General features: G+C 42.6%; 8 protein-coding genes and 2 CRISPR repeat arrays (1 of these 10 only partly in view). All 8 genes read right to left on the bottom strand.

The features are described from left to right. A CRISPR array of direct repeats spans positions 1-674; the repeat unit is 28 nt; unit sequence TTTCTAAGCTGCCTATGCGGCAGTGAAC; it reaches 194 nt to the left of the window's first position. Between the two features lie 130 nt (positions 675-804). Further along, positions 805-1,440 carry a type I-F CRISPR-associated endoribonuclease Cas6/Csy4 gene (gene cas6f, locus GKR48_RS13595; RefSeq protein ID WP_154628465.1) on the bottom strand — a complete coding sequence of 212 codons (636 nt, stop codon included), beginning with the start codon at positions 1,438-1,440 and terminating at the stop codon, positions 805-807. 8 nt (positions 1,441-1,448) lie between these two features. After that, positions 1,449-2,471, bottom strand: coding sequence for a type I-F CRISPR-associated protein Csy3 (gene csy3, locus GKR48_RS13590; protein ID WP_154628464.1), 1,023 nt, complete (start codon positions 2,469-2,471; stop codon positions 1,449-1,451). A gap of 3 nt (positions 2,472-2,474) precedes the next feature. Next, complete coding sequence (csy2, locus tag GKR48_RS13585; protein ID WP_154628463.1) at positions 2,475-3,446, bottom strand: type I-F CRISPR-associated protein Csy2; 972 nt, start codon at positions 3,444-3,446, stop codon at positions 2,475-2,477. Continuing rightward, the gene (gene csy1, locus GKR48_RS13580) at positions 3,443-4,708 is read right to left on the bottom strand and encodes a type I-F CRISPR-associated protein Csy1 (RefSeq protein ID WP_154628462.1); all 1,266 of its coding nucleotides are present in this window, start codon (positions 4,706-4,708) and stop codon (positions 3,443-3,445) included. Before csy1 ends, csy2 begins: the two co-directional genes overlap by 4 nt. Before the next feature lie 27 nt (positions 4,709-4,735). After that, the gene (cas3f, locus tag GKR48_RS13575) at positions 4,736-8,206 is read right to left on the bottom strand and encodes a type I-F CRISPR-associated helicase Cas3f (RefSeq protein ID WP_154628461.1); all 3,471 of its coding nucleotides are present in this window, start codon (positions 8,204-8,206) and stop codon (positions 4,736-4,738) included. Continuing rightward, positions 8,203-9,177 carry a type I-F CRISPR-associated endonuclease Cas1f gene (gene cas1f / locus GKR48_RS13570; RefSeq protein WP_154628460.1) on the bottom strand — a complete coding sequence of 325 codons (975 nt, stop codon included), beginning with the start codon at positions 9,175-9,177 and terminating at the stop codon, positions 8,203-8,205. Before cas1f ends, cas3f begins: the two co-directional genes overlap by 4 nt. 203 nt (positions 9,178-9,380) lie before the next feature. Beyond that, positions 9,381-11,032: a CRISPR direct-repeat array (repeat unit 28 nt; unit sequence TTTCTAAGCTGCCTGTATGGCAGTGAAC). Positions 11,033-11,373: 341 nt separating this feature from the next. Beyond that, on the bottom strand, positions 11,374-12,309 hold the full coding sequence (gene flgL / locus GKR48_RS13565; RefSeq protein ID WP_154628459.1) for a flagellar hook-associated protein FlgL: 936 nt from the start codon (positions 12,307-12,309) through the stop codon (positions 11,374-11,376). Positions 12,310-12,373: 64 nt separating this feature from the next. After that, positions 12,374-14,014 (bottom strand): flagellar hook-associated protein FlgK, encoded by a 1,641-nt coding sequence (gene flgK / locus GKR48_RS13560; RefSeq protein ID WP_154628458.1) that lies wholly within the window; start codon positions 14,012-14,014, stop codon positions 12,374-12,376. Positions 14,015-14,073: the final 59 nt, after the last annotated feature.

The following is a 14,073-nucleotide window of genomic DNA, read 5'->3' as shown; positions in this document are numbered from 1 at the left end:
ATGCGGCAGTGAACTAACAATTTGCCCACTGTAAGAACTTAAGCTATTTCTAAGCTGCCTATGCGGCAGTGAACGTTTTTCTGCAACAACGAGTAGCTTCGATTATTTTCTAAGCTGCCTATGCGGCAGTGAACCGTAAATGAGCTGTGTAATTAACTAAGCTGATTTTCTAAGCTGCCTATGCGGCAGTGAACAAGAGAGCTTGGCGTTTATAGGGCGACAGTAATTTCTAAGCTGCCTATGCGGCAGTGAACGCTTCCTGCTTTTCACGCTCTGCACGTTCAGCTTTCTAAGCTGCCTATGCGGCAGTGAACCCTTATAGGGGACTATAATGTTTTTATTGAAATTTCTAAGCTGCCTATGCGGCAGTGAACAGCTCTTCGGCTTGTTCGTTGGCCACACGTTCTTTCTAAGCTGCCTATGCGGCAGTGAACTACAGAAAAATAGACAGGATTAACGGAAAAATTTTCTAAGCTGCCTATGCGGCAGTGAACATAAAATCCCCGTGGTTGGCGGGGCTTCATGTTTTCTAAGCTGCCTATGCGGCAGTGAACATAGAAATGACCCCATCAAGATTTATGCTGATTTTCTAAGCTGCCTATGCGGCAGTGAACCTTTCAGGGGTAACAATTCGCTTTAAGTACGTTTTCTAAGCTGCCTATGCGGCAGTGAACTAGAGAATATCAAACAAAAAATAAGTTACAACAATCAGTTAAGGACATTTTTAATAAAATACCCTTTATTTCACCGACTACTGTAACTTATTGATTTTACGCCTTGTTATTAAAGAGCAAAAAACAAAGGTCAAAAATGAGGGACTGTTGTCGGCATTTTATTACGTTCAACGGCTTGGCTAAGTCCATAACAATTAAAATGCCCCTCAATGACCTGTTCCGCTTCAACGCGCTGAATAAAAAGTGGAAATGGACGACTTCCCATTTGCTCACTCTTACCATGCAAGCTTTCCACCCAAATAAAAGGCAGTAAACTGCGCTTCGTTGGGCGAGACGCTTCTAAATCTGCTAAGCATTCCTCCAATGAGCGCCCTGATTTTTTAGCCCAAAGCGCTGCTTTCTTATGCATATCAGATTCAATACGTGCAGCGCCTTTGACTTGCTGACGAAGATAACTCACCGGTCGAGCATTCGAGGGAACCGTTTGTATAGATTTTACATGCACATAATCGGATAACCTTGATAACCATTTAACCAGAGTTAACTGCTCTAGCATTGCAGTATCTTTTGCAATTAAACGGATCTTTTTCCCTAAGCGAAAACCTGGGCTACCATATTCTGGAAATGCCACCGCAACGTTGCTATCTCCACGTTCCGTTTTATTCTCTACCAACGCAATATGAATCTGCTGGTATACTTTTTGCCACAGAAAATCCAGCGGAACCGTTGAATCAGGCAATAACGTAATCTCCTGATAATAATTCATAGCTCACCTTATTTATCGCTTTCACCAAATACGCCACCACGCACCAGAACAGCCATAACATAGTGTTCATCCTCTTCTCGAGGCAGTTTTTCACCACGCGCCCATTTATCAAAATGGGTATAGAAATCTTGATTCTCTTTTGGCGTCCGGAACGCTGTCCCTAAGTTGGTTACTGCACCATAGGGTTCAATCGCTATCGCCCCTGCTCCGCCCTCTGTTCCATAGGCTGGATACCAGGTATCTATAGAACGTAGCGCATTGCCAATTTTTTGGGAATGCATCGCAGCATGTTGATTGAGGTGATATAAAATTTTACTCTTTTCACCTTTACCTTTGTCCAAGACTAATTCTTCACTCGGGTAGACTTCTTGAGCGTTCCCCAGTTGAGAATACGTTGTGATTTCAAGTAATAAAGAACCTTGTGGCGCGGCTAATGCACTAGCAATTTTTTCGCCTAGCTGCTTTACTTTTTCATCTGGGGTATCAAATTGATGAATACTGTATTGGGTGGCATCAAACGTCCACTGCGCACTTTGTCCTTTATTAAGCACTTTAACGACGACTTCAATCTGCTCTGCACCTACTCGATTACGCCATAAAAAACGTCCATTGGCGATATTCTGTGCATAACGATAACCGAGCTCCCGGAAACCTTGCTTTTCAATGTAAGCCTTTGCCGCTTGCTGATAACTTGTCTTGAAATTTGCATTATTACAAGCCGATGGTGTTTCAACCCCACCCAGCACTTTTAAGGTGAATTGATGCATTAAGGTATCTTCATCGACACCTAACGCACAGGCATCAACTGTTTGTAAATTGGCTTTTTCCACCTCTGCATTTAGCTTCATTGGGTCATTTTTCACCGGACCTTTTAAGCGGTTGGAAATGGTGCCACGCACTGATTTCTCTTGTAATGATAATGGCGCAAATTGCGATTTATTATTCCAACGTGTTCCGTAAAAATAACCGTCCGATGGAACCAATTTTTTCTCAAATGCTAAAACAGACGCAACATCATGATTCTTCGCCATTATTTACTCTCCATTAGAAATCGATTCAAAAGCCACTTGTTGGCATAGATACAGGTTTTGGGATTCAATAAATTTAAATTCCCATAAAATTTCATGGATATTATTTGCTCGGTTCGCCAGAATAAATTCCCCCAGAGTCACAACACTTTCTGCAAAACGGTGGGGCACATCAGGGTCACGCTGATTTTTAGCCTGACCGAGTGAGGAAATACCTTGATACCCCGTTGCGATAGGCACAATCCAGCCCGCGGCTTTTCGTTGAGTGCGCCATTCATAATGACGCTTCTCTTCACCGTGACTTTCATTAGCGACCTCTTTTTCCACTCGAGGTTTTTCGATGCACTGATTTTCTACGACCACATAATCTAATAAAGCATCAAGGGCATCTTGTCCTTCTTCCATTGCCATTTGCATTAAATCTCGACGCTCAATTAAGGCATAGCCTGGCATCACACTGTTGAGCAGTTTCCGCCTTGATTCTCCATTCAAGTCTTCTGATGGGATAATATGCACAGTCGGTTTGCTTAGCGAAAGAATATCGCCCCCCGCTAACTTCATACTCATAATCACTTGATGAAAAACGTCTAAAATAGGTGAGTTTTCGGGAATACCTTCACCTCTATCATTGACACCCACTTCATATTTTATCAGCAGTGAAACATCTAAGTGACAACGCGCTTCTTCAATAAATGCAGAGCGGCTACCATCGCTATTTAACGGGTTACCCGTACCAATAATCGAATTAACAAAATCATTAGGTCCGCGATGAGTCTGTAAATCACACGCATGACTAATCACGGCGATTGAATCGAACACAATGTTTAATGAGCCATCATCTCTTAGCTTGCGCTCTAACGCATGCATAAAACCCAACCATGCCGTCATTGCCGGAAAACCAATGGTATAAGGGCTAGAGAGAGCATTGGCATTGTGAACTTTAAGGTGCGGAAGCTTGAGAATATACGTTGAAGTCATCGTAAAAGCGCCTTATTGGTTGCGATAACGTCTTTAATGGCATCAAATTCGTCATTTCCTAACTTGATGGCTTTTTTCCCCATCACTTTTTCGTAGTGCTGCATAAAACATTGGGTAACAGAGAAAATAATCTCCGATAGCCAGACATCCGAGTCTTCCCTTGCTTGGTTCGGGAATAACCAAATTTGTTGTTCTTTGAGAAGTGCCGTTGGCAGCCGTGCTTCATTTTTTTCGAACTCTCTACGCACTTCCCACATCACCACCAGAATATAATCCATATAGGCTTGAATACGTCTATCACGGTATTCCACAAAGCGGCTATTGCGCTGTTCTTTCGGCAACGATATCAACCCGTGAAACGCTTCTAATGTTTCTTTTATTTGCCAAGGATTTAACGTTTCTGTGAAAAAATTGCGGGTTGGATAACGGCGTCCACGCTGTTGTACTGTCGGCGGTAAAGACGCTAACAAATGTGCTTTACCCGCATTTTGGTTATTCAGAACAGAGATATTCTGCGGCTTAGTGCCCCCATAGCCAATGGTCGTGATATCGTAAATTTCTTTGTACCCCACTTCGCTATATGCGCCTTTTTTCTTTAACTCTCGCAGCGCTTTGGTCTGCTCAGAAAAACGTATTTTGTCAATGCGTTGTCTGAGTTCAAAAACTAACCCCGATGGGGTTAATGGAGACAGTAAATGATATTCAATGTCTTCTTGCCAAACAGGGAAATAGACTTGTTTGATCTTCGAACTGGTGACGTCAGTATCGTCGCTGGATACCATCGCCAAAAAACCATCTCGGAGTGTTTGATATGCCTCATCACCTTGTTCTAAGATCGCTTTAGCTATACTGGTTTCACTCTGAATATGAGCCAGTAACGTTTTGTTATCTTGCAGCTCAAGGGTCAAAAACTTGTATACATCGAGTGCCGCTGCATTCCCCAGAGCATCCGTTTCAACCGCTAAATTACCCGAACGAAGAAACCCATCTGGACGCCGTTCTGTCTGTGCTACGACCGCAGTCACATAACCATTTTTATTCTTTCTGGAGCTGGGATGACTGAACGTACAAGGATGAGTAGATAACGAAATTTGCCCTGCACGTTTTGCCGCATTGGGTAACCACTGAGCCAAGGAAAACAGTGCATCACACTCGTGCTGTAACGCCTGTATTTCACCCTCACTCATGGATGCCTTTATATTCTTTTTAAGCCAGCCGTCTTTACGTTCTGTAAAAAAAGCCGTTATTGCTGGATCTAACATATTCAATGGTCCTTGTGACTTAAATTTTTACACGGAAACGTTAAATGTACTGATCCCAAACTGGTCATTGTAGTAAGACCGACTATTTTCATGAATTATAATGCTAATTTCACCATACTTTTTAGAAAGTTGCTCAAGTGATTCATATTCACTCTCTCGATTTTCTAATGATTGTTGATAATTTCGGTCTAACCATAATTTCTGTTTTAATGGCTCGTTCAATTCTTGAAGCTCAATTCCACATTTTTTATCCATTGTTACCCAGCCGTCGTCTTTATCATACAGACAAAAATTCAATTTATTCTTAGCGGATATCACTAACAATAAACGCACTTCTGGCAAGCTTTCCCTGAATTTAGCAAACTGTTGAGAAAGAGCGGTCATTCCCCAAGCGTCACGCGTAAATCCCCATAATGTATGGGGCGTATTTTGAACTGCGGATGCGCGTTGAGAGAATAAACGTGAGTTTGTCATTCTTTTCTGCTGTGTCTCTGTAGAATTGCCCATTAACCGCTCAATAGACGCATGTTCCAAACACGCTAAATTGGTTTTTTGCAGGCTTTTCCAGTTTTCCATTCGCTGAATACGAGAGGTAGCATCAACGGACTTGAGTAACTGTTGCTCATCCACCAATTCACGTAAGTCATGAGTGGCTAATTGAAGGTTTACTTCTTTATTCTCATAACCCGGGCGAGAAAACACATCTTTAGGATCATTTTCATTCTCATTAAAGCCTTTCCAGTTATATTGCAAAAGCGCCATATTTGGCTCGGTAATTTCGCCGTCACGATGTCGCCGAACGCGCCCTGCCATTTGGATAACCGACCGATAGGATGATGGCTCAACCACCACCCAATCAAAATCATGATCCCGCCCTACTTCTTCAACGGGTGTCGCGACCAGAATAAAAATAAGATGCTTAGCTTTTGTTTGTTGATGCACATTATCTAAGTGCTGGCGAATAATCAGATTAGTAAAAGCATCAGGCTGTTCACCTGTTTTTTCTTTACGCTTTAATACCGCATCAAGGTGCTGTTCTTGCTCATGACGCAGCAATAAAACTTGCTGGCTATGATAAGCCATCGTGCGGATTTCAATTTCTTCATCCCACTCACAAGACAAAAGGTGGTGAGTAAGTTCAACGCAAAACGCAATATTCGCGGTACGGACTACCCCAAAAGAGACGTGCAAACCCGTTTGGTTATCCTCGCAGTGATGTTTTTGATGTAAATCGACAACCGCTTGCTGAATAACCTGAAAATAGGTTTTCTTCGGTTCACTACTTTGCCCTTTAACTATCGATGCAATATAGGCTTTTCGACGGCTAACCAGTTGCATTAAATTCTTAATACGTTTGCGGATAAACGCGTTATGGTATTGCTGATAAAGCGATAGCGTCGCTTCCGTGTCATCCGCATTAAGCGTGGCAATTTGGCATGCCTGCGTGCATTTGTCTTTTTTCGGGTTGTACCGCCCTTCATCAACCCAAGTACACCCTATCTGTAACGATTTTTGGTGACTAAGTGCATGAATCTGCCAGCCTTGTTGATACGCTTTAAAATAAAACAACGCCAATGTTGGCGGAATTGTCGCGGACGAAATCATCACTTTGCGACCCAGTAACCCAGCAAGGTAAATTAACCGTCCGATAGCAATCGAATCTTTATCCACAAAATCATCAATTTCATCAATCACGAGATCAGAGGACATTAAACGCAAGTAAGGTAAAATATAGCGTCCACCGCGAATGGTTTCTGTCGCACCGATAATATGGTCAATCGTACAGGCTAAAACTGGGGCATAGAGTAGCGCTCTATCTTTTGGGCGAGTCAAGACAGTCGAAAGCTCATCTTCTGGCAAGCTACCTTGCCAGCTTGCATCCGACCAATTTAGTTCAAGTTCTTCCTCACCAAACAAACTTTCTTGTGACTCCGAGCCTAACTCCGTCAGCGGTTGCTCTTTTTCAATATCACTCTGTTTATCCAATCCTTCTTTGTGTAACGCTAATACTGCCTTTGAACCAATTAACACCGCTAAATTGTCGTCTTTTATACCTAAACGGTCGCGATATTCATCACCCGTTTGCAACGTTAATGTTCGAAGACCTAGCGCCAAAATAAACCGCATGCTGTGTTTATCTTCCGATAACGCCTGCATGATTTTGGCGTTGGCAGTGGTTTTTCCGCAGCCTGTACTGGCGATGTTAACCACAAAATACCCTTGGGTTTTATCCTGTTGTTCATCACGATACTGATAAAGCGAATTAACCACATCCTCTTGCCAACTAAATTTGCCAGAGGCGTTTTTGTCATGTTTAAGTTCGTTAATATCCCGAGCGAGAGGCGGTTCCGACTCAAAAAAAGGTAAGTACTCCGTGATATTAGAAGCAACATTTGCAACGTTAACTAAGTGCTCATCAAGCTTCTGCTTGTACTCTACACGTTCACCAACACGCTGGGTGTTCGCATATAGCGGAATATCGGATTGCCAATCGGGGTCTGCCTCTTTTGAGGAGTAGTTGTGATCCCCCAGCATCAAACACAAGCGAGCATGCTGGGCGATTAAACGCCAACAGCCATTTCCCATGGCTTCGTTCAGCAACGGTAATTGATGCTTTAAGTGCTCTGCCGCTCGGCTAACTGCTTGTCGCCACACTAAAGATTGGTTCAATAAGCCTTGTGGAAATTCAAAACACTGTTCAACCCGCTGTTCATATTCATTTTCATTAAAACCATTTTGATAGCCCCATTTTGGATCAATGGTATCGAGTAGCGCCGGTAAGGAATGACAGGCTTTATCCGCAAATTCATATTTATTTTCCGCAAAAGGCAAACGATGGTGCGAAACAATCAACCAAGTCAGCAGAGATGCAGCATCAGGAAGTGCATTCAAGGGTTTCAGAGATTCTTTATGCTCTTTTACCCATATTTGTAATTGGTGTTCATCCCACGTAGATAAAATAAGTGCATCAAGCCAACTTTCATCATTTTTAGGTTCATTTCGGCTTTTAACCAGCGCGTTAAATAGCAAACACGATATCCATTCGTGGCGTAATGGGTCGCCCTTAAAGTGATTTTTTGATTCTGGGTTTAATTTATCTTGAAATAACTGAGAGGCTTTTCCCCAATCGTGAAGTAAAGCGGCAAGGCGGGCAAACCCATTGATTAACGGTAGGTATTTCCAACTATTTTCTAGCTCACTACCCAATAACGATTTTTCGGTTCGATTTACAGGGACATACCCTTGCTGGTTAAATTTATTTTTCTGACCGACTACCCACAATAACTGGCTTCGCGATCGAGAGCGTATCCAATGACAGCTTACTGCCGTATTACGGCTAGCGCTTCTGCGTAACATTTTTTGAACTGTTAATAATCCCTCTTGGGTGATCAACGTTTGCCAAGTGTTATCACCGATGCGATTGGCAAACGCATCTAAAACACGTCGAGTTCTTTTGAGTGCATGTTTTTCACATTGAGAAACAAACGTTACCATCATGCTTGATGTTCCTTCGGCGGTATTACACCTTGTTGCAGTGCGAGTTCTTTTACGGTATCAAACATAAAATCCAATGCATGGTGATCGATAAATGACTGCAATATTTGCTGGCGGAACTCTTGTTCCGTTGCCTCTTCCCGCCCGCAAATAAACGCCCAAGGGAGCACAATGGCATCTTTGATTAAATCCGCTATATCAAAAATTAATGCGCCTCGCCGTGTTTTACCGTGCATCACAGCAAAACCATGTGGAATACCAAGCACCCATAGGCAACTTGCTGCTAAACCGTAAGCCAAATAATTACCGTGATTTAAAAATGCGTTGGTTTTATCGGAAGATTGATGCTGACGGGAAAAATTTTTGTGTTGTGTATTGTTAGCCGCGTATTTATAGAGTGCTTTAGTGAGTTGGGCTTCCGTTAAGAGTAATTCTTGCGTGTCATTCGCAGCATCTGTACGTGTATGAAATGCCTGCAAAGAGGATTGAATAATATCTTGCTTGAAAATAAACCCTTCATTTTGCAGTTCTCTCGAGCCCTGCCATACAGTTTGTAAGTATTGAATGCGTGATTGTTGTAGACTTTTCGCAGCGGATAATCGTTTAGCATCATCAAACCAAAAACTGAGCCAGCCTTGCAGATATTCCGTCGGACGATATTCACTTTGTGGTGTAAACCATTCGACTTCTGTCGCCATATAAAGTGGTGTTCCACCGCCACCACAAAAGCCAACTAATACCCCCGCTTGCGATAACATACGCATTGCTGCTTGAGTGACCGAAGTTCCCGTTCCCAAAAGTAAAACGGTGGTATTCGCAATAGGAATATTGAAATACAAGTTTTCATTTTTCGCTTCCGTAAAATAGAGAACTCGCCCATCTTTTTGCATCACTCGGCAATGCTCGAGGTAATACATGTTGGCACGTTTTGAGTGCAAAATAGTTTTTAAATCTGATGAGGAAAAGTCATCCATGCCAATATTCCTTTGCTTAAAATAATAATTTTTTTGAATCATTTATTTCATTTAAGTCTGTCTCTCATATCAATACAAGCTTTAAAAAAATTGAAGGTTCATTTTGCGAGATGCTTCGCAATCCTTCTATTACCTACCTTAATGAGTTGCTACCCTATAAACTTGTGATTAATAGTTTAAGAAAAATAATAGTGACTTATCGATTTTTAAACTGCCTGTACGGCAGTGAACGCTGTCGCCTCTGCAAGCACTTTCTCACCATATTTCTAAGCTGCCTGTACGGCAGTGAACGGATGCGATAGACATCATACAGTATTGCCGGATTTCTAAGCTGCCTATACGGCAGTGGACAAGAAGCTATGACGAAATTTTACAAACAGTTTTTTCTAAGCTGCCTGTATGGCAGTGAACAAAGACTTGTGATTTAAAAGAGGCTGCGTTGATTTCTAAGCTGCCTGTATGGCAGTGAACGCGGTATAGCGCTTCTCTAATTTCTTCCGTAATTTCTAAGCTGCCTGTATGGCAGTGAACACTTTTCGTCTATTTCTTTTAGTTTTTCTTTGTTTCTAAGCTGCCTGTATGGCAGTGAACGTTTTAGCTGCTATAAAAAGAGAGAGCATGGATTTCTAAGCTGCCTGTATGGCAGTGAACAATTGAACAACAAAGAAATGCCCCAGATATCGTTTCTAAGCTGCCTGTATGGCAGTGAACACGTTAATCGTGAATGACCACAATCTGAAAAATTTCTAAGCTGCCTGTATGGCAGTGAACATAGAATTCAAGAATTAGCTGAGTTTAATAATCTTTCTAAGCTGCCTGTATGGCAGTGAACGTCTCGGAATGTCCGTCGAGCATTTTTTTAACATTTCTAAGCTGCCTGTATGGCAGTGAACTATTAAACCACAGGATTTTCTTTGGTATGCCAATTTCTAAGCTGCCTGTATGGCAGTGAACTTGTGTGGCTGTCAATGGCTCGTGAGGTATACTTTCTAAGCTGCCTGTATGGCAGTGAACATTACAACATACCTTGTGGTGTAGGCTGATATTTTCTAAGCTGCCTGTATGGCAGTGAACATCATCCTATAGGCGTTCCCTATAACCTGTCATTTCTAAGCTGCCTGTATGGCAGTGAACCTGCGAGATTGTGCATGATGGTTTTCTGTGGGTTTCTAAGCTGCCTGTATGGCAGTGAACTCATTAACTCTGCGCCTAACGGATTACGGTCTTTTCTAAGCTGCCTGTATGGCAGTGAACCGATGCAAATCCAGTGAGTGCAATCGGTGATATTTCTAAGCTGCCTGTATGGCAGTGAACAAATCGCAGGCGGCATTGCTGGCATGGCTGGTTTTTCTAAGCTGCCTGTATGGCAGTGAACACCACCCGGTGAATGAATATGAAGATTAATGTTTTCTAAGCTGCCTGTATGGCAGTGAACTAACGGTTTCAGGCTGTTCAGTAACGGTTTCATTTCTAAGCTGCCTGTATGGCAGTGAACAATACACATCATGAAATCGTAAAAGTCATCATTTTCTAAGCTGCCTGTATGGCAGTGAACCAAGCCTGATGTTGTTCTGTCTGAGTTCACTGTTTCTAAGCTGCCTGTATGGCAGTGAACCAATTTCATGCGTAAGTTTAGAGCGCCGAAAGTTTCTAAGCTGCCTGTATGGCAGTGAACAATAAGCAAATGTATGCTGTTGGCGGAAGCAATTTCTAAGCTGCCTGTATGGCAGTGAACATACCCTTGCACAATCTCGCCGATACTAACCGTTTCTAAGCTGCCTGTATGGCAGTGAACTTCAGCCGTTCCCGCCAGTTTTTTGGCTATATTTTCTAAGCTGCCTGTATGGCAGTGAACTATAAATTATCAGGAATAAAATAAATCACAACAGGCGGTTAGCGCCAAAAGACTGAAAATACCCTTTATTTTAGAGCGTATAATAACCTGTTGTTTATTAGACGATTTTTTAAATAGCAAAAAATAAAGGTCAAATACATCATCCAATCGACACGATAAACTATACGCACAAAATGAAATTCAGCAATGGTGAAAGAGAAATAAACCTATAGATAAAGGTACTCAGAAATGTACAGAGCGAAAAAATAGCAAGGAAGAAATAGAACAATCATAACGAAAGGAATCAAGAAAACCCCGCACCCGATACACATGCCACTGCTACAGGGTGCGGTAAAAATCAATTAACGGCCGCCAAATAATGACATGCTGTTCAGATCTTTAAAAATATCTTGAGAAGCTTGGAACATCGCCTTCTCTTTATAATAATCCGTTGTGGTCGCTGTCCAGTTCGTCTCTAACAACTCACTTTTACGCGCCGCATTCTGGATAGAACGGGTATCCGCTAAGAAATCAAGTTTATCAATCTCTTGCAGCTGTAAACCTTGTTTCGCTTCGATATTGGAGATTTGATCCAATGCCGCTTTAATGCCACGGTTAGCCGTGTCCATACCCGCTTGCGCTCTGTCTAAATCCGCTTGCGGTGCATTTTCTTGTGGAATGCCCAGCGCTTTGATGCCTTCGTTCAATGCTTTAAATACATTGACCATACCCGTACCATCGGTTTCAAACACTTGTGCGCCCGTGAAATAGGTAGTCATTTCACGCTCACTCGCGACATTCTGAGTGATTGGCTTATCGCCACCGTGGTACAGCACTTCACCATCCGCATCAATTTCAAATGGTGGCTTATCAGATTTAAAGCCCGCAAAAATATAGCGACCATTACCGTCGGTGGTATTGCCCAGCGCAACTAATTGCTCTTTCAGGCCAGTCAGTTGCTCTGCTAGTGAATTGCGGTCTTTATCACTCAAAGCGCCTTGGTTAGAAGCTTGAATGATGGTGGTATCGATTTGCGTCGTGACATCCGTCATTTGCGTCAGGATGCTCATTTGCAACGTCATACCGGTTTTCGCAAAACCGCGGCTGGTCACATATTGTTGGTTGCGGTTTTCAGACTGGTTAATACGCACCGCTTGAGATGATGCCTGCGGGTCATCTGAAGGCTTGTTTACACGCTGCCCTGAAGCTAATTGACTACCCGCCTCCATCCAACGAGATTGAGCGCCATTCATGTCCTGTAAGCGTTGGTGGAAAATCATATTCGTACTTAAACGCATCGCTTAAATCCTTATTAAATTCTGATTAAAACCCAGTGTTTTTGATCACTCAAAACGCCATCAATTAGAACGCACGCATTAATGCATTAAATAAATCATCAACCGTCTTTAATACCTGAGCATTGGCGTTAAAGAATTGCTGGATTTTTTGCATCTGAATGCTCTCTTCATTCATGTTAACCCCCGAAATTTCTTGCTCTTGGCGATAGAAACTTTCGGTCATTTTGTTCTGGGTTTCAGAATCAATTTGCGCTTGCTTAGTACGACTTCCCACATCATTGACTAATGTTGCGTAGAAATCAGAGAACGTCGAGCCACCATCAATCAGTTTTTGGTCTTGCAGCTTAACTAACTCTTTAATATTTTCGTTGTCACCCGGGCCACCATCTTTACTGCCTGCTTTTGCAAACTGCGAAGACTCGGTTACCAGCGTTGACATCCCGTTAACCACTCCATTCATCGGTTTAACGACGAAAGTGTCTCCTTGTGCAGGAGAATTGGTCGTGATTTTGAGTTCAATACCTTCAAATTTCAGTGAACCTGGAGTGCTAGTATCAACTTTAACGTCAACGCCATCCGGTAAACGGGTTACATTCCATTTGCCACCATCAAAACGCATTTCATAGTTTTTGCCCGTCACTTGAGAAACATCGCTGTAACTCAAATCAAAGTCAGTTTTACCGGTATTGAAGGTGTTGCTGACCACAGAGCCTTTACCAATCGCGAAAAAGTCTTTGCCAGTTTCGCCATTAGAATCAAAACCTTTTTGATGAATTTCATTAAATTTAGTCGCGAAAACTAACGCTAATTTATTGATTTTTTGATAAGCAGGGTCGAGCACTTCTTGGCGTGAACGTAAAATACCGCTCAATTCACCGCCTTTGAATGCTTCGTCAGGGATTTCACGAACTTGGTCATTTGCCCCCACAAAACCAATGCTAAAACGGCTGTCATCTTTTGAGGATGGCACTGCTTCTAAATGGTTAGCTTTTTCGCCAGTAACCAGTGGTAGCCCGTTGGCAAAGGTCACGTTATAGTTGCCATTTTGTTCGATAACTTTAACGCCAATCAACGAGTTAACTTCATTCACTAAGCGGTCACGCACATCCAGCAGGTCGTTAGGCTCTGAACCACTGACGGAGCGCACACGTGCAATTTGTTGGTTTAATCCCGCAATTTTTTCTGCGTAGATGTTGATATCTTTCACCTTATTTTCAATTTGGCGGTTGATATCACGTTCCATCTCTTGCAGTTGTTTATCTGCTTCTTTGAATTGAGAAACTAGCGCGTTGGATTGCCCTAAGAAAACGTCAAGCAGCGTTTTGTCGCTCGCGTCACTGCTAGCTGTATCCAGCGCTGTAAAAAAGCTACCGATGCTACCAGACAAGTCTTCGACATTGTTTGTCAGTAGGTCATCCACTTTGTTGCAGTTTTTCACATACGCTTCGAAATCACCGCTACGCGCGCGGGATTGGCTGTATTGCGCATTAACAAATTCATCAAACTCACGGCGAACATGGCTGAAATAGGTGCCGTTACCAAAATAACCATTAGGTGTCATCGTACCGGGATTCTCCCCGAAAACAGCACTTTGGCGGTGATAGTAACCTACGCCAGCGTTCGCTAAGTTGTTAGAAATAACACTTAACCCGCCTTGCGCAGCGTTCACACCACTGAGCGCATTATTCATTACATTGTTCAGCATAAGCTTTTCCTATTCTTGGGACTGAGCGCTTTGATTGGCTGACTCAATCTCAGCGCTAG

Source organism: Providencia sp. wls1943, from assembly GCF_009706275.1.
GTDB classification, from domain to species: Bacteria; Pseudomonadota; Gammaproteobacteria; order Enterobacterales; family Enterobacteriaceae; genus Providencia; species Providencia zhijiangensis.
The sequence above is the reverse complement of the archived record's forward strand: the minus strand, read 5'-3'. Positions and strand labels throughout refer to the sequence as shown.